Origin of the sequence: Halothiobacillus diazotrophicus (genome assembly GCF_001663815.1) — a bacterium.
GTDB lineage: Bacteria > Pseudomonadota > Gammaproteobacteria > Halothiobacillales > Halothiobacillaceae > Halothiobacillus > Halothiobacillus diazotrophicus.
Map to the genome: position 1 here is coordinate 111,550 of NZ_CP016027.1, position 19,707 is coordinate 131,256.

A 19,707-nucleotide genomic window follows, 5' to 3' on the forward strand; every position below is an offset into this window, starting at 1 on the left:
ATCGTCCGCAGACGGTCGACGATCTATTTGAACAATGCGCGGCCGAAATACCAGGCCAGATAGCCGCCGCCGATGCCCAGCACCAGCAAGGGCGCGGCGATGATCAGAAAGCCGAAGGCGCGGTCGTGATCGGCACCGATGAACACGAACAGCGGAACGATCACGAGCCAGGTAATCAGCTGGGCAACCGGCTGATTTTTAACTTTGCGATTTTCATTCATGGGGTGCCTCCGTGTCCGGGCAGAATCTCGAACTCTCGCTCAAGCTCAAAATAGCGCAAACCGGGCTGGAAAACATCCAGAACCTGATTGGCGAAATCAAGGCTGCCGGCGGGGAAACGACGGAATTCGAGGCCCAGGCCGCTGCCCTGAATGCAGAGATAAGCAAGCTCAATCAGCAGCAGGCGTTGATTGATCAGTTCAAGCAAATAAAGGCGGCAGTTGGTGATTCCGCCACTGCGCTAAAACAGGCCAAGTCCAATACCGCGGAAATGGCTATTGCCCTTAAGTCAGCCGAACAAAACAGTGCGGGCTGGCGCAAGGCTCTGAAGGATGCGGCAACAGACGAACAGGCAACATCCCAGCAAATAACGGAGCTAAGTCGAGCCCTCACACAGTCAGAGAAAGACGTAAAACAGCAAACCGCTGCGTTCGAACGCGCAAGAACCGTCACCCGCAATACTGAAAAAATCTATCAGGACCAGCGGCTGGCATTGCAGTCCCTAAGGCAGCAAATGGCTGAATCCGGGGTGGCAACGACGTCTTTGTCGGAGAAACAGACTCGGATCAATCAAAGCACTCGCGCTTTGAGCCAGGCGCAGGAAGCGCTGATCGACTCGCTGAAAACGGAATACGTTGCGCTGACGAATACTGCCGAGGCTGCCAAACAAGCGGCAGATGCCAACGAAAATTCTACCAAAAGTTATACCAAGACGGCTCAGGGTGTGCGTTCGATCTCGGATCAGCTTGCCGAGGCACGAAGGGGGTTACTGGCTTTCCTCGGGGCACAGTCGGCCATCACCGCGGCGGGTAATCTGGCCAAACTGGCCGATGATTACAAGAGTCTCGAAGCCAGGATCAAACTGGCCATCGGCGATCACGGCAATCTCGACGATGCCATGGCGGCCGTCAGCGAAACGGCACTGACGACCGGCCAGAATATTCAGACCGTCGGCGAACTCTATGCCTCGTTGGGGCGCTCCACCCAATCCGAGCTGTCGGAAATCACGGCGCTGACCGATACCATCGCCAAGGCGACCGTCCTGTCCGGCGGTTCAGCGGCATCGGCTGATGCCGCCATCATCCAGCTCAACCAGTCACTGGCCAGCGGCGTGTTCCGGGGGGATGAATTCAATAGCGTGATGGAGCAGGCGCCGGTGATTGGCGATGCCATCGCGAAATCGCTGGGCGTTACTCGCGGCGAATTGCGGGCAATGGCCGCCGACGGCAAGCTGACCGCCGACGTGGTGACCAAGGCGCTGCTCGATCAGAAGCAGGCCATCGACGACAGTTTCGCCAAACTGCCGCTGACCATCGCCCGCGCGACGGAAAACGTGAAAACCCATTTCACGCTGATGCTGGGCGAGTTCGACAAAACCCATCAGGCATCGGCCTCGGTGGCCAATGCCATCGAAGGCATCGCCAACAATCTCGATGCCATTGCCAGTATCGCCACGACGGCCGGGGTGGCCATGGCGGCCGGATTCGCCGCGAAGACGGTGCCTGCGGTCATGAAAGTCGCCACGGAACTGGTTTCGGCAACGGTCAAGGCGGGCGGTCTGCGGGCGGCGCTTGCCGCCATGCCGACAAGCCTGGTGGTGACGATCGCCGTGGCGGGCGCCGACCTCGCCATCAATCAGGTGCTTAAGTTCGCTGAGGCCAACAGCGAGGCGCAGAAAAACCTGGATGCGCTGAATCAAAGACAGCACAGCGCGCAACTTCAGCACCGTGCCGATCTGCAGGCGACCCTGGCGGCACTGGCGCAGTACAAAGACACGACGCAAGCAACGGCAGCCGAATTCGCGGCCATGAGCGACGCGGAAAAGCAGGATTATCAGTACAAGATCGATGCTGCCCGCCGCTATAACGTCACGCTGCTGAATCTCGCCTATGCCCAACAGCAGCTTGGCGAGCAGGTTACCGCGAATGCCAAGGATGCCCACCAGGCCCTGGATGATCTGAAAACCGGCCAGGATGCCCTGAACAACCGGATCAGCATCGGCGCGCAGAAGCTGATCGACCAGTTCAATGCCGCGAAAACGCAAGGCGCTGAAACCAAGAAAACCCTGGAAGACATGGCCAAGGCGGTGGACATCGGTTCCGGCGGCAGCATCCAGGCATTCGGCGAAACACTGCGCAAGCTGGGTGAAGAAGGGAAAATATCCGCCGCCGACGTGCGTGGAAGCTGGGCGGCGGTGGTGCACGATCTCAACAATGCCGATCTGGCCCGATTCAACGAGAACAGCGCCATCGCGTTCAACGGGTTTGCCCGGGATGCCAAAGCGGCTGGCGATGCGGCTCAGGCTGCCCTGGATGAAGCGGCGAACCGCGCGGGTGTGGATGTCAAAACGGCCATGGGCCAGGTAACCCAGGGCATCACGGATGCCATGGGCAATATCGACAACCTGAAAACCGGGTTATTGGCGACCGGCAACACGGCCAGGGACATCGCACCCGTGATGGAACAGGCCCTCGGCAAAGCCATCGATACGGCGAAAACTCAGAGCGACATCGACGCCTTGAAGCGAAAACTGGCTGCGCTGCAGCAGCAACAGGTGCTGAATGCCGATGCCGCCGGTCGGCTCAGCGACCAGATGGATGCCCAGCGTCTGAAGATCGAGCAGACGATCCCCGGCATCCAGTCCCTGGATGAAGCCTTCGCCAATCTGGGCATCACCAGTGAAAAGGTATTGCAGAAACAGGCGAGCGATGCCAAGGCTGCTTACGATGCGATTCGCGGCGGTAACAGCACTCTCAGCGAGCAACAAGCCGCATTCGAGGCCTATGCGCAAATCGCCGTCAAGGCCAATGGCGGCGTCGCCGACGCTGCGCTCTATGCCCAGGCAGCTCAGGTCAGCATGGCCGATGCGCTCAAGCAAAGTCAGGTTGCCGCCATCAATGCCCAGCCGGCCGTTAAGGCACTGGCCGACGAATACAAGCGTGCGGCCGACAGCGCCAGCGCCAATACCCAGGCGGTGCAGGACTATGGCAATGCCCAGATCACCGCCGCGCAGACAGCCCTTGACCTGGCCAGATCGCAAAATGACGAAGTGGCAGCCGCCCGAGCCGGCTTGCAACTGGCCGATGCAAAAATCGCGGCATCTCAAAATATGGCCGCCGCGAAGCAGCAGGAAGCGGACGCCGCCAGTGCCTACGTGGCCGAACTCAGGGCACAACTGGCGGCGGATGGCGAACTGACCGCCGCAGATGAAGCGGTGATTGCCCAGGCACAGAAGGTCGCCCGGGCCAAACAGCTTGAGGCAGACACGGCCAGCCAGGCAGCAGACGCCGAACAGAAAAAGGCCGAGGCAACGCAGCAATCCAGCAAGGCCACGCTGGCCGGCATTCCGGCACTATCCGGTTATCAGGAAGCAGTCACCGGGCAAATTGCAGCCGTCGGAAAATACAATCAGAGCCTGGCTGAAAACATCAATCTCGCCATCCGCCAGGGGCAGTCCTGGTATGGACTGACCCGTGCCATCAAGGAGCTGGATGCAGCGGCTGGCAACGGCCCGATCGACAAGCTCAAAGCGGATCTACAGTCGGCCAATGCCGATGTTCTCCAGGCAGAAAAGGACATGCGCCAGCTGGGCAGCGCCGCTCAAATCACCGCCTACGAGGGATTCGGCGCGGTGTTGAATGCGATCGCCAGTCAGAAGAAGGCCGCTGCCGAGGCGGCCGCAGAGAACTTGCGTTATCAGTTGGCGTTGGCAGGCATCAAGGCTGCGAGCGATGCCGGCACGCTGTCGCTTGCGGAGCAGCGGGATCAACTGGTCGCGCTCAGCCACAAGTATCGGGATCTCGATGCCGCGACGCTCAGTCAGCTCCAGGCTCAGATCGATGCGGTCAACAACAAGCTGAAGGACATGCAGGATCAGGCCGATGCCACCCTGCGTTCGTTGCAGGAAGAATTGGCCAACCAGCAGGGCAATTATGCCGATGCCGCGCGGATCGAAGGCCAACAGAAACTCTTGAACCTGCAGCAGCAGCTCGACACGGCCAAAGCCGCCGGCAATGCTGCGGCCGTAGCCTCTTTGAAGGAATCCCTGGCCATCCAGACCAAACTCAACGATGCCGCACTGGCCGAGGCGAAGGCCAAGGAGCAACAGGCCAAGGTCGATGCGGCTGCGGCGCAGCAAGCCTCGGCCTTGGCCAACCCCGTGCAGAACACGACTGCCGCGGCGCCATCACCAACCGATACGCAACCTCAAACGGCCCCCGTACCCGCTGCTTCGACCATGCAAACGACAACGCTCGCCCCGAATATCTACATCCAGGGATTACTGGACGTGAACGACAACGCCACGCTCGATAGCCTGGCCCGCAAACTGCAACCGGTCTTCTCCGACCTGACACGGCGGGGGGTCAAGTAATGGACAGCATTTCGGTCAACCGGATCATTGGCAACGTCGACAATGCCCTGCGCACGGCGACGATTTCGGCCAGTACCCAGCGGGGCAGCACCGATATCCGACAGACGTCCGTCAGCCGACAGGGACGGGGGCGAATGAACCTGACGGGGAGTTATACCGGCGCCAGCGATACCACGGTGGATGTTCAGGTGCTTGGGGGTTCGGGATCCGCAATGCGTGCATCTGCCCCGGTCGTGCGTGGCGTGGGCAACGGCAAGATGACCATCTCGGCCATCGCACCGGGCGCCGTGGCCGAGACGCTGACGTTCACTCTGCTCGATGCCGGGGAGCCGGCCGTGGCGGCGACGCTGGATTTTTATGGTGTCACGCTCGCCGCTCAAATACCCGGGCTGCCTGGCAACAGCCTGAGTCTCACCGTGACACGCAATCTCTCGGAAGCACCCCTCTCTTTTGCGACGCTGGAGGCCATCAACAAAGGAACGGTCGATTTCGACGGTACGCAATTTGATTGGGGCGGTCCGCCCACGTCGGACGGCAATATCCCGGCCAATGCTCCGCGCATCCGCTTCGAGGGCTTTCCGCAGGTTTTCCGGCAGTGGAAGGCCTGGACCGGCAGTGTCTGGTCCTATCACATCGATCCAATGCCAGAGTACGAGATTCCGCCGGAAACCCGGATTCTCGGCGTGACGGGGGGCTATACGCTTTCGCTGACGGATGGCAACACGCTCGAAACCTATTCCGCCGTCACCCTGTATGACTTCCTCACCCAGATCAGTGCCCGCTCGGCATTGATCACGGTGCAGGGTGTCATTGCTGCCGATCGGGCTCCGGGCGGTATGGCCATCACCGACATTCCGTTGCGTACCGATGCCCATGCGCTGCCGGCGACGAGCGCGATTCGCAGCATCTACGCCGAGCCCATCGCCAACGTGGCGGCCGCGGCCAATGCACCCACCGAACTCATCACGATCCGCTGTCAGGGCGGTGCGGCCAATAGCGAGACATGGACGGTCTCCGGCTCGGTCTCTGGCCTACTCAATGGCGCAACCACAGGCACGGCCTACAGCAACGGTCCGATTGCATTCGAGATTCCGAGAATCGTCGCGCCGCGCAGCGCACAGGCACGAATCAGCGGCAAGGCCACATTGGCGGCGCGGACATCATCCGGGGCGATCCTGCCGGCGATCTGCTGGTCGCCCCTGGTGCTCGGCAGCCAGGCTAGCGACAAAACCATCACGTTCACCTACAAGGCACGACCGTCATCGACCTGCGATTGCAGCACGATGACGGTCGGTTCGATCTCTTCAAAATGTCTTGGCCTGGAGGGGGTAACCATGACGAACATCAACCCGGACTATCTCGCCCGGCTCACGGCCGTCTACACCTGGCGGGACGAGCTGGTGCAGGCCAACACGAATTCGGGAAACAACGGTTGGCAGGTAAACGTCAAAATCATCGGCGTCAACGATACGCCGTGCGTTCAGTGGGCCATCGGCGACACATACGGCTCTTCCGCCATGGCGCAGGCATTTGCCGATACGCTGGCAGGGACCAAGGTAGCGATTTCCGGCAGCATGCCCAATCTGTCCGCGACGTTTACCGACAGCAACGGCAATACGGTGTTCATCCAATCATCGCTGAATGTCTCCGCGCAGAACTGGCCGGAGTGCCTACCGATCGATGCGCCGAATTCGGTACTCGCCGTTGGCAGCGCGATCGTGGAACCGATCAATTCCGGCAAGGTATTCAATGCGGATACCTCCGATATCGACCTCGTCGATGCCGCCATCGGCATCATCCTGCCCTGTTTGCTGGATGTGATCGACAATGCCGATGCCGTGACGCAATGGGATACGCTTTGGTCCTCGGTCCGTGCCGACATGGGGACGATGGCGGGCGGCCCGTACCAGGCATCGAGCGTGAAGTATTTTGCCCGCTATCGCAGCCAATGCGACCTGATCCGCCTGACGGCGGGCATTCTCCCAAAGTCTGATGCCAGCACCGCGGCCGGGGACGGCTGCTGGCATGACGATCCGACCACCGCATTCTGGTGGGTTCCGGACGACACCGATTATCCCCCGGCATTTTCCAATCAGATTTACGTGGCCGCGAAAAAGGATGGCGATGGCGTTTGGCAGAGCACCCAGGAATTCGGATTCGGCCTGGCCATCGACTGCGTCGATAAGCTGGTCGACGGCGATCAGTTCCAGATCAAGATCTCCGGCACGGGCGGTGGCGCCAGTTATGTCGCCGGAGACCAGTTCGTCATTCCCCTGGTTGCCGCACAGGCTGCTGCATTTTCTCAAGGAACCGACGGTTCGTCGGTGCAGACCTGGACCGTGCGCGGCAGTATTTCCGGCGCATTGCCCGACTGGGCATGGGATCCAGCGAACCCAAACGATTACGTCAACGGTCCCGCGCGCACCCAGCTTGCTGCCGGCGGCATCCCGTTCGAGGTCGGCGACGTCATCAGCTATCAGATCGAGGGAGGACAACTGCAATGGCGCCGTGATGGCGGCACCTGGCAGACCGCCGATCTGTATGGCGCTGCGATCGACCTTGGGGATGGCCTTGTACTGAGTGCAGTACCCGGTGCAGCGCCATCCTTTCTCCCGGGCGATGCCTGGACATTCGATGCCCTGGCCACCCATGGTCCGGATCGACTGCGACTGCCGCGCATCGGCAAAGGGTTTTCCTGGGATGGCGACACGGTCGTGCTGGATATCGATCTGGGGTCGGTGACGGCATGTCCGATCCTGCTGATCGCCCTGCATAGTCTGCCTGTCACAGCCGGGGTCACGATTAGCGGTGGGGATGTGGCGATTGGGGAATGGTCATCCAACCCGGCCATCAGCAACGGCCCGATTGTATCCTTCAGTGCCGGGCGCACCGGCCGGTATCTGCGCGTTCTGGTGACCGGTGCCGGTACCGGCGCGCAAATCGGTTGGCTGTATGCCGGTAGCGGCTGGCAACCGACCGTGGGTGCCTCCAGTCTGGAACTGGTCCGTCAATACGGGCTCGCGCGCGGACAAGGCCTGAACCCCGCCGCGCTGTACCGCGGGCGCGGAATGGGCGGAAACTGGCGCTGGTCGATCGATCAAGGCAGCGCGCTCGAAAGCGATAACGCCGATGCGCTGATTGCACTCGTCGACCACGTCGCCGCCGAGGGAATCGAACCCGTCTGCATGGTGCCCGACGTGCGCGAGCCTGGTCGTGCCGCACTGGTCTTGATCGATACGGATTTGCTGACGTTGTCGGATCGCGTCAACTGGCAGTATCAGTCCAACCGGCTGATTTCGGTCGACCTGCCGCTCAAGGCCGTTCTGGCATGAAGACGCTGTCGATCAACCGTGTACCACCGATCATCCTGACCGAACCCGAGATCATCGGTGTTTCCGGTTACCGGCGCGCCCTTGGCGGTGAATCGCCGACCTTGACCGTCACCCTCGACAATGCCCGGGGTCTTCTGACCGGGCAGTTCGCCAATCCACCCTTGCGCGCCCGCGCCATCGTGACCGACCACGGTCAGACGATGACCGGCATCGTTCAGTCCGTTCGCTTGGGCGCCACCATTTCCATCGATATCGAGACCTGAATCAACCATGGGAGCATCGTCATGACCATTGGCCTTTCCGAATCCATCCGCAATGCCCGCCTGGATCTGATCACCGCTGCACTGGATGCCGGCACTACCGCCGGCCTGCTGCAATTCTTCACTGGACCTCGTCCCGCCACGGGCGCGGCAATCACGAGCCAAACCCTCTTGGGCACGGTGACCTTTGCGAGCCCCGCGGCGCCGGCCGCTGCATCCGGTGTTCTAACCTTTTCACCGATCACCCAGGACAGTAGCGCCGATGCCGACGGTACTGCCGTGTGGGCACGGGCAACCGATTCGGCGGGCAATTTCGTGGCGGACTTCAGTGTGGGTGGCAACGGTTCCGGTGAAGATATCGAATTGAATATCACCACGATCGTTACCGGCGGATCGATCAGCGTCACCTCGGGAACCATCACGGCGGGTAATGCCTGATCTTATGGCCGCACATCGCTACTGGCGTGTTTCGGTTACGGCTACTGGGGGTACGACTTGGTGCACCGTTGGTGAGATCGCCTTTCTCGATGCCCAGGGCAATGCGATATCGACGGCGAACGGCACACCGATTGCCAGTTCCTCCGTGGATTGGTTCACGCCTGACAAGGCTTTCGATGGTTCGCTCGTATACGATACGGGCAGCTGGTCATCGGCGGGTGACATTCCCCAGTGGTGCGGCTTCGATTTTGGTGCCGGCAATGCCCAAGACGTGCTGGCGGTGGTCATCACCAACACCGATGCCAGTTATACGCCTTCCGAGCATCCTGTAGCCGGCTCGATCGATTACAGCGACGATGGTGCGAGCTGGACCACGGTAGCCACCTTCAGCGGTCGGGATACCGCGGCAAACCTGGCAACGACCTATCCTACCGTTCCCAGCCTCATATCGTCGGTGCTGGCCGACGATCAGGTGACGATTTCGGCCCATCATGTCCCGCCGATATCCGCTCACCTGCAGATTGTCCTCGAAGATGATGCGGCGCACCTGGTTGGGCATCAAATCCCGTCGATTTCCGCATCTTTGGCGACTGGGCTAGATACGGATCATGCCAAGCTTGTGGGGCAGTTCATCCCCTTGCGCCAGGTTAATCTGAGCGCCATCCTCTCCGATGACGTGAGCTGCATTCGAGCCGGTACCTTCGCTCCAGCAATTTCGAGCGAAGAACCGGTCACCATCACTTTTCCCCGGCTTCTCTCCGATCCGCTGCCGTTGCGGCGTACCACCGAGTTGGCTCAGTTTCGCGACGATGCACTGATTCCCTGGATCTATGGCCGCTTATCGATCAAGCCGATCGCCCTCGATGCCGATGGACTGGAATGGCTGATCGCAGACCATGCAATCGCATCGATCGATGCTGTCACCCTCGGTGGGGTGGCCACCTCCGGCTGGCAACTGATCAATCGCCTCGATGACACGGGCCATGCCATTGCAACCCTGCGTTTGACGCAACCACCAAAAAACGGTGCCGCTGTCGTCGTGCGCCTGGCTGGGAAACGCCATCCGCAGACCGGCATATTGTTGGAGCATCCGGCCGATATCGTTCGCGATCTTTTGGCGGAATGTGGTTGGACACTTAGTCCGGCGGATCTCGATATCCTGCGGGATGACTACCCCGATCTGGCGATCGCCGGCCTGGTCGGTGAAGCGCGCCCCTTGCGCGATGCGATCGGCGAGATCATGCAGAGCATCGGGGCAATCTGGTCTGGATCACCGCTCAAGGCACGTAAGCGCGGGATCGTGTCTAATCCGATCGCGGTACTGAGCGCGTACGAGATGGAGAAACCGAGTGCCACCGCAAAATCCACGAATCTCGCCACCTTGCTGCGGGTGACCTACGATCAGAATCCCGCAACGGGCATGCCGGCTTCGGCGCTGACACTCCATGCGCCAGATCTCATCAATGAGATCGGGTCGATTGCCGTCGACCTGGCCTTACCCTGGCTGCGTACCTCACGGGATGCCTTGGCCGTGGCCACCGAAGCCTTGCAGCGACTGTCGCGGCCGCAATGGTCCATATCCGATTCCATCGATGCCCAGTATGGGCAAGATTGTGAGCCCGGCGATGTGTTCACGATCGATCATCCGTGGCTGCCAGGCGGCCAGGCGGAACTTCAAAGCACGGATTACGACCCGGATCGCGGCCGACTCGTCATCACCCTGAACTTGGCGGCAGGGGAAATTCCGCACGTCGAATTATTGAATCGATCCGTCGCGATCAATGCAGCCGCAACCGATCCGTTGAAAATCACATATACCAACGGTGTGGCGACCTTCAATATCACGGATGACAGCGGCGTACCGATCGCAGGCGCTGCCGTCACCCTTGATGGCCAAACGACGCATCAAACCGATCGATTCGGCCAGGTGCAGTTCAAAACAGCGCGCGGCGCACATACGCTGGAAGTCTCAGCCAGTGGCTACGCGCCTTTCGAACTCACCTTGACTGTTTGAGACTGATCCGGGAGGAATCCGTATGGCCAATAAGGTGATTCAAACCACGCCGAATCTTGGTCTCAATATCAAGCTGCAGAAGGTAGCCGCCGCTCCGGTTGAACTCGTTCCGGCTCTCGTGCTCGATATCAATGGAAATGTCCTGGCCAGCCTTGGACCTGGTGATGAATATACGTGCCAAGGCGCGCCGTCTGATTTGACCGGGATCAAGCTCATGAATTTCCCGGATAAGTGGGGCCAATATCCCACTCCAACCTTCGTCAATAACTCTTCGTTTGGCTCTAGCTATACGGTGTACCTGCTTCCGATCGGAACATTCCTGAGCACGGATATTTCCTGGTCTTCGGTGTGGCAAGGTGTCGATGTGAGCCAATGGTGTTCAGTTGCGATGAATGTTCAAACCCCCGGTCTCTTAGTTCTTGACGTCTATCTATGCTGCAACAATGGCGGGAATCCTGATGCTACTGCTACCTTGACACTGACGGCGACTACTTCCGATGGTGCGACGGCAAGCATCGATATCGACTTCTTGGTACAAGGCTTCTAAACCCTGCTGATGTGATCGTGTTTCAAAGAAACAGGGGGCATAATGCCCCCTTTACGAAATTCTCTTTCATCATGTTGAATACTGATGATGCCCATTTATGTCACTCGTGGCGCGAAATTTATCGCGCGCCGCTTCATCATGCGTGGGTGTTCATGACCAATCACGTGCATCTGCTGGCAACGCCAAGAACAGTCGATGGTATCTCATCCTTGATGCAGTCGCTTGGACGCCAATATGTGCGTTATTTCAACCATACCTACCAACGGACCGGGACACTGTGGGAAGGTAGATTCCGATCCTGCGTGATTGACGCTGAGGATTATCTGCTCATCTGCCAACGCTACATTGAACTGAACCCCGTCCGTGCCGGAATGGTCAGTCAGCCGGAAGATTACACCTGGTCGAGTTTTCGTTCTAACGGGTTGGGACACCCGGCTTCTTTCTGGTCACCGCATGAGGTATATCTTCGATTGGGTGCAACGCAGGAAGAAATATTGGGTGTTTACCGTAGCTTGTTCCGGGGGCATCTTGATCACAAGCAAACAGACGCCATACGTTCGGCAACCAACCAGAACATGGCCTTGGGCAACGACCGCTTCAAGGAAGAAGTGGCACGATTGACAGGGCGACGGACTGAAACAAAGCGGCGAGGGCGGAAGCCCAGGGAGATGAAGTTATGATTAATTTTACGCTGACTCCAATTGTCCCATTGCAAAGGGCATTCGATCGGGCTGATGACATAAAGATACTTGAAGAGGGGCAGCAACCCTGCTTCGCGGCGGCTACTTTGGTGCATACCAAGAAAGGCTTGAGACCCATTGAGGAAATCTGTGTTGGGGACTGGGTGTTGTCGTACCCTGATGACCAGCAACCCCCCGATAAATTCAGGGAAGGGCATGAATACACTTACCGCCAGGTCACGCAGACCTTTGTGACCGAAAATCAACCTATATCCAAATTGATTGTTGCAGAAATAGTAAACAACAGGAGAGAGACGATATATGTGACGCCCAATCACCCGATTTATCGCAAATATAGTGGATGGGTGCCGGTGTCTGAATTTGAGCCCGGTGACGTAGTGGAGAACTATCAATTTCGTAATCTGATGGTTGCGCGAGTATTCCATGCCGTAGATTTTGCTACGGTATATAACCTTGAAGTTGATGAATTCCATACTTATTACGTTGGCGAGGAAGGTATATGGGTTCACAACAAATGCGAGGTCGAATCGAGTAATTGGGCCAGAAGTAATTGGGGTCAGAATTACCGACCTCTGAGTTTTGAAATATCTTCAGGGAAGCAGGTTCGACTATGTCAAGATTGACCGTATTCCGGATGGAGGAAAACCGTTAGGGCGGAAGCTCAGGGAGATGAATTTATGATTAATTTTACTCTGACCCCAATTGTCTCAATTGTCTCAACGCAGAAATAGATGTAGCCGAATTGCAGGAAGGCGATCCTGTGCAGTTTGTACCGGAACCCAATAATTCTTATGACTCGAAAGCTATCCGCATCGAGCGGGCAGGCAAGCTGCTTGGTTATGTTCCAAGGGGACATCTCGAAATGCTGCACCGAATGCAGGAACAAGGGGCTCATTTGAGTGGAGAAATTTTTCGCAAAAATGGTAGTGCAGAACGTCCCTTAATCTATGTGCTGACGCAGATTTTGCTAGATCACGCAAACAACAACGTAGACACACAGCTGACCACGTCAGCTTAGATCGCAGGATATTTGCCCTCCATCCAGATGATGCAGAGCCCTTGCCCTGCAAAATCCTAAGATAGACCCCCATTTTACAACGCCTGGTTCCCAACCCTGTTCTGAGACGGATTTCCGATCGGTCAAAGGGTGGAGCGCACGGAGGTTACTTGGGTATGATTGTTCCCGGCGGACGGTAGTGCGTTATGTGCCTCGCCTGTTCTTCGAGCAAATGTGTGAAAGCGTCTGCCTGGGCGTAGTGGGCTTGCTGTACGGGATTTGAGAGGGTCGGTTGGGATGACGGTGAAAATCACGCGCAGACGGGTGGATCTGCGTTTTGCCAAGATGGATTCGGATTCGCGTCCGGGCGGCGTTCGGGGTTCCGAATTCCTGTACTACTCGATCTCCTTCTTCTTTCCGGCTGGGGAGAAATTTTTCATCGATTCCGTCCAGAATTACCGGAAGAAAATCACCGATCCGGTGCTGCAGGCCGAGGTCAAGGACTTCATCTACCAGGAAGCGATGCACACCACGATGCATCAGCGCTTCAATGACGCGGTGCTTTCACGCTACCCGGAGATGGTGGCTGTGGGGCAGGCCGGTGATTATCTGCTCGGATTGAACCGCCGTTTCGCGCCCAAGTTGTGGCAACTCGCGGTGACTTGTGCTCTTGAGCATTTCACGGCCCTGTTCGCCAACGAACTGCTCCAGGTTCAGGAATCTTTCGAGAAGAACAACGAACCCAATTTCGCCTATCTCTGGCTCTGGCATTCCGTGGAGGAACTGGAGCACAAGGCCGTCTGTTTCGACGTGTTTGAGACGGTGGCCGGCAAGGGGGTCTTCGCTTACCTGATTCGTTGCGCCTCCATGCTCGGAACCACGCTGCTATTCATGCTGGCCATCCAGATCGGCATGTGGACGCTGAAGCGGAAGGTGGATGCCAAGAACCCCGGAAAGGACGCACTGCCCGCCGAGGCGAAGCGCAAGCCGCCGAAGTCCGTGTTCAAGCTGGTGCCGTTCCGCCTGTATTTCGATTACTACCGCCCGAGCTTCCATCCCTGGAACCACGACAACCGGCACCTGCTCGATGAATGGTATCGCCGTCACCCCGATTCGGCGCCGCCGGCCGATCCGGAACACGTTCCCGCGCCGACCTGAACGGTAAATCAGGGTTTGCGGAACGCCAGCAGGTAGTAGTTCAACAGCCGCAATTTGCCCAGGGTCGTCAACAGGGCGACCAGGGCGTCGGATTTCCCATCGTTTTTTTCATGCGCCTGCTTTCCCTGGGCCGCGCCCAGCAGGCGTTGCAGGTACCGGTAGGTAGGCAGGATGTTCGGGGTGATGTTGTGCGCGACTTCGAGTTCGAATCCCGTGGCCTTTGCCAGCTTCCGGTAATGCCCGAGGGTATGGCTGACATTGCAATGACCGAAGTAATTGAATTTCTGGAATCTTTCTGAACTTGCGCCACGCGTGAAGGGCAGGAAGAGCCGGGATGGCACGAAGTCGGACAGTGCCAGTCGACCGCCCGGTTTCAGGGTGCGAAAGGCTTCCTTGAAAAACTGTTCCCGGCTCGGGAAATGAAAGATGCATTCCACCGCCAATACCGTATCGAACTGTTCGTCCGGGAAGGGCAGGTCACAGGCATCGGCCTGACAGAAGCGCACCGCGTTGGCATGTAACGGCTGGACGAGGGCTTGGGCCCGGGCCAGCTGACGGCCGTCGATGTTCAGCCCGGTCAGATCGAGGGACTGATGCGTCTCGTTCAGGCTGGCAATCGTGCCGCCGAAACCGCAGCCGACATCCAGAATGCGGCTGTTCTCGGTGATATGCGCCAGGGCGCACAATTCCTTGGTCAGCTGTTCCGCGGCCTGGGCGTAATCCGCGTCCTCGGTCGTCGCCGTACGGGGATCGGCCCAGTAGCCCCAGTGCACATGCCGGCCAAAACTGGTTTCAACCGACGGATTGTGTCGTTCGAGCTGCGTGAGCAGGTAGTTGAAGTAGGGCATGTTGCCTTGAGACATGGGGCTCCTTCGGGGCGTCGACGGTTGGGATGTTCCGGCTTGGGACGGTTGGGCGCTCTCGGGCCAGAACGGGCGCCCAACCTAGGATAAAGGAAAATCGGCGGGTGCGGGGTCAGGTGCCGGAAAAGGTGTCGTCCACGTGGCTCCGTTCCCAGAGGCGCCAGAGTCCCAGTGCCGTCAGTACGATGACCGGGCCTAGGATCAGGCCGATCAGCCCGAAGACTTCGATACCGCCGAGAATGCTCATGAGTGTCAGCAGTAGCGGCGTGTGGGTTCGGGCACCAATCAGATAGGGTCGAACCCAGAAATCGGCAATCCAGACGACGCCGTGACCAAGGCCGAACAGAAGGACTGCCGGTACGAAACCGTGCGTGGCCAGCAGCATGACTGAGGCGATCACCAGCACGATGCTGGTGCCCATGGGAATCAGCGAGGCCATCGCGACGGCGACGGCCCAGCCCACGGCATACGGCAGGCCCACGCCCAGCATGATCAGCCCCACGCCCACGCCGCAGAAGAGGGCTACGCCGATCATGCCGCCCAGCACGGACTGGATGGATTGGGCACAGAGGTTGAGTGCGGCACCGACGAATGCCGCATCGCCCGTCAGCCGGGTCAACCCACGTTCCAGGGCGGATGACAGCGCGCCGGCATGGTAGGAAATGCCGTCCATGACCAGCAGAGCGACGGCGATGTGCAGAATCAGGATCCACAGGTGCTTGGCGGAATCCTTGAGCACGCCGCTATGTTCCGTGAGCCATTGCTTGAGCCATTCGGCCGGGCTGTTGGACCCCAGCAGATGCGCGACGGCCTGAGCCGCGGAGTCGCCGACGAAGGGTATCACCCGAAACCAACCGGCGATCTCGTCCGCCTGGGGCGGATTGTGCAGGACGTGGGCAAGGGCGGGTGCCGCGCCACCCACGATCAGCCAGGCAGGCAGGGCCAGCAGCACGAACCAGAGCAGGGTGTTGAGCAGAACCGCAATGCGCAGGGATATGCCCAGGCGAAGGGCCTTCTGCAGATAGGGCTGCGATACGACGGCCATGCAGGCGCCGGCAATGATCGGCGTGGCGAAGGGTGACAGCACCCAGGCAGTGAGCAGGGCGACGGCGCCGAGGGTCAGCGGTTTGCCGACGTTGGCCTGCAGGGCGGTGGGCATCATGGGGGGCGTGTCCTGTGTTGCGAGTCTTGGGTGGCGTGTTTGGGATGGGTTCTACAAGGCAATCAAGTTACCGGAGTGATGCGACACGCGTCTGACACGGTGATGCCGAATGCCCGAGTCGCGTTACAGGCCGGGGCCGTCCGCACTGCCGTCGCATTTTTTCTGCTTCGGGTGCTGCGCGCAGTCCGTGGCTAGATCGATGTCCTGATTCAGATAATAGCCGTAGTAATCCATGGCCGTTCCCTGAATGGAGGTGATGCGCGAACCGTCTGGCGCCAGGAACAGGATGTACGGTACGCCGCGCACGTGGAGCTTGTTCGCGAGATAGGGATAGTCGTGCTTCTTGCCGTCGATGCCGATGTATTTCGTGTCAGCGTCCACCTGAACACGGCGGATCAGCAGGCGGTTCTTGTATTTGGGGTCCAGCCGCATGGGAATGATGAATTCGTTGTCCACGGCCACGCAGTAACCGCAGTAGCTGGCGTGGAAGAAGATCATCATCGGGATCTTGTGCGCCTGCATGTAGGCGAGGTCGGTCGGTACGTCCGTCAGGTGATCAACGAAGGAGACCGCCGCATTGGGGCCCATCGGGTCGACCGGTTGTTCCGCGTGGGCCGGCGTCGTGCCCAGCAGTGCGGCGACCAGGGCGATGGCGCCCAGATGCCAGAACGGCCGCCTGGCCGATAGCGTTGCATGATTCATCGGACTTCCTCTTGTACCGTGCGCCGAGGCGGCGCCGGGATTGTCTGCCGACTTTTCGCGTCGGTCGATGTTGTCGTTGCTTTCCAGCCGGGTCTTCCAAGCCGATTCGCGCGGAAGCGCCCTCGGCATTGGGCCAAGCCGGGGATCATTGTGCGCTTATGGCCCGTTGCGTGCCACTTTATATGTGACGAAAGGGAAAGCGGATCGTTGCGATCCAATCAGTAACGGACGGGACCGTATTGGGATCCTGACCGGGTGCTTGGGAGAATCCGGCGTGGGGCCGGTACGTGGGTATTCTGCCGGACATTGACAACGTCGATCGGGTCACTTCGCCCGTTTTTCGTTCGAGATCGGCGCCGCCTGCGTCATCTGGCGGCGCTGGGATAGACCTAGGGCGAACAGAATCAGCAACGTTGCCACCGCGAATGTGATCGTCATGCCCGTGGCAAGCTGCGGGGCACGGGCCGTCTGGAGGTCGTTCGTTCCGGCACCGAGAGTGAACACCGCGCCCATGACCGATGCGCCTGAAATCAGTCCGAGGTTTCTGGACAGGCTGAGCACGCCGGACAGGGCGCCGCGATGGGCGGCGGGCGCCGCCATCATCACGGCCGTGTTGTTGGCCGCCTGGAACAGCTGATAGCCAGAGGTCAGCAGGGCGATCGCCGCAATGTAGCCCGGAACGCCGATCAGATTCGGCAGCAGGGAAAGCCCCAGTGACCCGAGTGCCATGGCACCCAGACCCATCCTCATGATCCGCGCTGTGCCCATACGGTCCACTAGGCGCCCGGCCGGTACGCCGCTCAGGGCAGAGATGACCGGGCCAATGCTCATGACGAGGCCGACTTCCGCCAAGCCGAGCGCCAGGAAATGCGCCAGATAGAAGGGACCGACCACCAGCGTGGTCATCATCACCGTAGCAATGAACAGGTTCATGAGGAGACCGGCACGACGTGCTCCGTCCTGCAATAGCGACAGTTGGATCAGGGGCATCTTGGCGCGGCGTTCGATACGGAGAAAGAGACCGATGGCCAGCGCGGCGGCCGTCAGCAGGCCGAACACGTCCAGCCCCGAGCTGCCGCTTCCCGTCGTGACGGCCAGTGCATAGGCGGCCAGTGCGAGGGCGAGTAATAACGTACCAGCAAAGTCGAAACCGGAAAGATCCAATCGGGGAAGAGCGAGGCCGTGTTGATCGACATGGCTCCGTGCGTTGCCCGCGCCGGTATTTTCCTGTGATCGTTCATGGGTTTGATCATGGGGTTGATCACGGGTTCGATCTGGGGGCAGGTAACGCCAGGCCAGCAATCCGTTCAGCAGTCCCAAGGGGACGATGACGAGAAAGATGGCGCGCCACCCCGGTCCCGCGAGCAGGAGGCCACCCAGGGAGGGACCCAGTGCGGTGCCGATCGCCGACATGGTACCGAGCAGTCCCATGGCGCTGCCGGTCTGCGCCTTCGGCACGCTGTCCCGGACCAGGGCGATGGTCAGCGCCATCAGCACTGCCGCCCCCACACCCTGAACGGCCCGCGCGGCGACGAGCAGTCCGAATGTCGGTGACAGCCCGCAGACGAGGGAGGCGGCCGTAAAAAGGAGGATGCCGAGCAGCAACAGCCGTCGATGGCCGATCATGTCGCCGAGACGGCCCATGCTGACGATCAGGGTGGTAATCGCGAGCAGATACGCCAGCACGATCCATTGCACCGCGTGAAACGGAACCTGGAACGTCGCTGCGAACGTGGGTAGTGCCACGTTGGCGATGCTCGTGCCGAGGGAGGGCAACAGCATTGCCAGGGAAAGTGCCGCCAGAACCCCTCGGGGTGCTGCGGGCAGGTTCGGATTGGGGGGCATCATGGGCACCTCAGGGAAGGGGGATTGATGCCGTGATTCTAGGTTTGCGCTTCACCTATCGAAAAGTGCACTATTTGCATTGAATACCTGCATGAAACGCAATGATTGTTTCGTTATCCTGCGCGGATCGTGGCCCCGGTCTTTGGGAGGTTCTCGTGTCCAGACCCGATTTCAATCTGCTCGTGACGCTGGATGTGCTACTGACGGAAGGCAGCGTGGCGCGTGCGGCGCGTCGTTTGCACCTGAGCCCCTCGGCCATGAGTCGCGCATTGGCGCGACTGCGCGAAACCACCGGAGACCCCTTGCTGGTGCGTGCCGGCAGGGGGTTGGTCCCCACGCCGCGGGCACTGGCATTGCGCAGCGAGGTCGCCCGACTCGTCCAGGACGCCGAAGCCGTGCTGCGTCCCGCCGCCGCTCTGGATCTCGCCCGGCTGACGCGGACCTTCACGATACGCAGCAGCGAGGGCTTCGTCGAAAATTTCGGCCCGCCGCTGATCGCCCATCTCGCCGATGCGGCGCCGGGGGTTCGATTGCACTTTTTACCGAAATGCGCCAAGGACAATGCGCCGCTGCGCGAAGGTGCGGTCGATCTGGAAACGGGCGTGATCGGGGCGACTTCGGGGCCGGAACTGTGTGTGCAGGCCTTGTTTCGAGATCGCTTCGTCGGAGTGGTCCGGGTGGGACATCCGGTGATTTCGGGCGAGCCGACCGTCGCGAGCTTCGCGGCTGGGCGCCATGTGGCGGTTTCACGTCGCGGTCGTGCCCGAGGACCGATCGACGAGGCGTTGAGGGCACAGGGGCTGGAACGCTCGATTGCGACGGTCGTCGGCGGATTTTCGACCGCCCTGGCCCTGGTTCGCAGCACGGATCTGATCGCGACGGTGCCGGAGCGTCACACGGGCAATCTCCGATCCGGGTTGCATACCTTCCGGTTGCCGATGCCTCTTGAGGGGATCACTATTTCCCAGTTCTGGCACCCCCGTCTGGATGCCGATCCGGCACATCGCTGGCTCCGCGGTTGCGTGCGCGATCTCTGCGCGCCGTTGCGTGACTCGTCCGATTCGACCCGTTGAACCTCTACCGCCTGGGACTTATCG

General features: G+C 59.8%; 16 protein-coding genes. 11 read left to right on the forward strand and 5 right to left on the reverse strand.

The window, feature by feature from the left end:
* Positions 1 to 23 precede the first annotated feature (23 nt).
* Positions 24 to 221, reverse strand: a complete 198-nt coding sequence (locus tag A9404_RS00510) for a hypothetical protein (RefSeq protein ID WP_066097686.1) — start codon at positions 219 to 221, stop codon at positions 24 to 26.
* Positions 222 to 232: 11 nt separating this feature from the next.
* On the opposite strand from A9404_RS00510, the gene A9404_RS00515 reads away from it, so the two are divergent.
* From A9404_RS00515 to A9404_RS00555, 10 genes are all read left to right on the forward strand, one after another.
* Positions 233 to 4,591: a tape measure protein gene (locus A9404_RS00515; RefSeq protein ID WP_066097688.1), complete on the forward strand. Its 4,359-nt coding sequence runs from the start codon at positions 233 to 235 to the stop codon at positions 4,589 to 4,591.
* Positions 4,591 to 7,923 (forward strand): hypothetical protein, encoded by a 3,333-nt coding sequence (locus A9404_RS00520; RefSeq protein ID WP_066097690.1) that lies wholly within the window; start codon positions 4,591 to 4,593, stop codon positions 7,921 to 7,923. Before A9404_RS00515 ends, A9404_RS00520 begins: the two co-directional genes overlap by 1 nt.
* Entirely contained in the window at positions 7,920 to 8,186 is a 267-nt protein-coding gene (locus A9404_RS00525) for a hypothetical protein (protein ID WP_082922615.1), read from the forward strand. Before A9404_RS00520 ends, A9404_RS00525 begins: the two co-directional genes overlap by 4 nt.
* 21 nt (positions 8,187 to 8,207) lie before the next feature.
* The gene (locus A9404_RS00530) at positions 8,208 to 8,621 is read left to right on the forward strand and encodes a hypothetical protein (RefSeq protein WP_066097692.1); all 414 of its coding nucleotides are present in this window, start codon (positions 8,208 to 8,210) and stop codon (positions 8,619 to 8,621) included.
* The gene (locus tag A9404_RS00535) at positions 8,614 to 10,635 is read left to right on the forward strand and encodes a carboxypeptidase regulatory-like domain-containing protein (protein ID WP_082922616.1); all 2,022 of its coding nucleotides are present in this window, start codon (positions 8,614 to 8,616) and stop codon (positions 10,633 to 10,635) included. The genes A9404_RS00530 and A9404_RS00535 overlap by 8 nt, the downstream gene beginning before the upstream one ends.
* Before the next feature lie 22 nt (positions 10,636 to 10,657).
* Positions 10,658 to 11,182 carry a hypothetical protein gene (locus tag A9404_RS00540; RefSeq protein ID WP_066097696.1) on the forward strand — a complete coding sequence of 175 codons (525 nt, stop codon included), beginning with the start codon at positions 10,658 to 10,660 and terminating at the stop codon, positions 11,180 to 11,182.
* A 71-nt stretch (positions 11,183 to 11,253) separates the two neighbouring features.
* Positions 11,254 to 11,862: a transposase gene (locus A9404_RS13020; protein WP_197490372.1), complete on the forward strand. Its 609-nt coding sequence runs from the start codon at positions 11,254 to 11,256 to the stop codon at positions 11,860 to 11,862.
* Complete coding sequence (locus tag A9404_RS13025) at positions 11,859 to 12,506, forward strand: polymorphic toxin-type HINT domain-containing protein (protein WP_082922617.1); 648 nt, start codon at positions 11,859 to 11,861, stop codon at positions 12,504 to 12,506. The genes A9404_RS13020 and A9404_RS13025 overlap by 4 nt, the downstream gene beginning before the upstream one ends.
* Before the next feature lie 119 nt (positions 12,507 to 12,625).
* On the forward strand, positions 12,626 to 12,901 hold the full coding sequence (locus A9404_RS13030) for an HIRAN domain-containing protein (RefSeq protein ID WP_257736812.1): 276 nt from the start codon (positions 12,626 to 12,628) through the stop codon (positions 12,899 to 12,901).
* A gap of 276 nt (positions 12,902 to 13,177) precedes the next feature.
* Positions 13,178 to 14,038: a metal-dependent hydrolase gene (locus A9404_RS00555; protein ID WP_066097702.1), complete on the forward strand. Its 861-nt coding sequence runs from the start codon at positions 13,178 to 13,180 to the stop codon at positions 14,036 to 14,038.
* A gap of 8 nt (positions 14,039 to 14,046) precedes the next feature.
* Here A9404_RS00555 and A9404_RS00560 read toward each other — a convergent pair whose 3' ends face one another.
* The 4 genes from A9404_RS00560 to A9404_RS00575 form a co-directional block, all read right to left on the reverse strand.
* Entirely contained in the window at positions 14,047 to 14,901 is an 855-nt protein-coding gene (locus tag A9404_RS00560) for a class I SAM-dependent methyltransferase (RefSeq protein ID WP_066097704.1), read from the reverse strand.
* A gap of 112 nt (positions 14,902 to 15,013) precedes the next feature.
* On the reverse strand, positions 15,014 to 16,063 hold the full coding sequence (locus tag A9404_RS00565; RefSeq protein ID WP_066097706.1) for an AI-2E family transporter: 1,050 nt from the start codon (positions 16,061 to 16,063) through the stop codon (positions 15,014 to 15,016).
* Positions 16,064 to 16,186: 123 nt separating this feature from the next.
* Entirely contained in the window at positions 16,187 to 16,765 is a 579-nt protein-coding gene (locus A9404_RS00570; RefSeq protein ID WP_197490374.1) for a thioredoxin family protein, read from the reverse strand.
* 324 nt (positions 16,766 to 17,089) lie between these two features.
* Complete coding sequence (locus A9404_RS00575) at positions 17,090 to 18,613, reverse strand: MFS transporter (protein ID WP_066097710.1); 1,524 nt, start codon at positions 18,611 to 18,613, stop codon at positions 17,090 to 17,092.
* A 152-nt stretch (positions 18,614 to 18,765) separates the two neighbouring features.
* On the opposite strand from A9404_RS00575, the gene A9404_RS00580 reads away from it, so the two are divergent.
* Entirely contained in the window at positions 18,766 to 19,683 is a 918-nt protein-coding gene (locus A9404_RS00580) for a LysR family transcriptional regulator (protein ID WP_066102504.1), read from the forward strand.
* Positions 19,684 to 19,707 lie beyond the last annotated feature (24 nt).

Coding starts and splice junctions, on each gene's coding strand:
- A9404_RS00565 (WP_066097706.1), bottom strand. CDS start 16,063: ATGATGCCCACCGCCCTGCAGGCCAACGTCGGCAAACCGCTGACCCTC.
- A9404_RS13025 (WP_082922617.1), top strand. CDS start 11,859: ATGATTAATTTTACGCTGACTCCAATTGTCCCATTGCAAAGGGCATTC.
- A9404_RS00555 (WP_066097702.1), top strand. CDS start 13,178: ATGACGGTGAAAATCACGCGCAGACGGGTGGATCTGCGTTTTGCCAAG.
- A9404_RS00520 (WP_066097690.1), top strand. CDS start 4,591: ATGGACAGCATTTCGGTCAACCGGATCATTGGCAACGTCGACAATGCC.
- A9404_RS00570 (WP_197490374.1), bottom strand. CDS start 16,765: ATGAATCATGCAACGCTATCGGCCAGGCGGCCGTTCTGGCATCTGGGC.
- A9404_RS00560 (WP_066097704.1), bottom strand. CDS start 14,901: ATGTCTCAAGGCAACATGCCCTACTTCAACTACCTGCTCACGCAGCTC.
- A9404_RS00530 (WP_066097692.1), top strand. CDS start 8,208: ATGACCATTGGCCTTTCCGAATCCATCCGCAATGCCCGCCTGGATCTG.
- A9404_RS00525 (WP_082922615.1), top strand. CDS start 7,920: ATGAAGACGCTGTCGATCAACCGTGTACCACCGATCATCCTGACCGAA.
- A9404_RS00575 (WP_066097710.1), bottom strand. CDS start 18,613: ATGATGCCCCCCAATCCGAACCTGCCCGCAGCACCCCGAGGGGTTCTG.
- A9404_RS00540 (WP_066097696.1), top strand. CDS start 10,658: ATGGCCAATAAGGTGATTCAAACCACGCCGAATCTTGGTCTCAATATC.
- A9404_RS00535 (WP_082922616.1), top strand. CDS start 8,614: ATGCCTGATCTTATGGCCGCACATCGCTACTGGCGTGTTTCGGTTACG.
- A9404_RS13020 (WP_197490372.1), top strand. CDS start 11,254: ATGTTGAATACTGATGATGCCCATTTATGTCACTCGTGGCGCGAAATT.
- A9404_RS00510 (WP_066097686.1), bottom strand. CDS start 221: ATGAATGAAAATCGCAAAGTTAAAAATCAGCCGGTTGCCCAGCTGATT.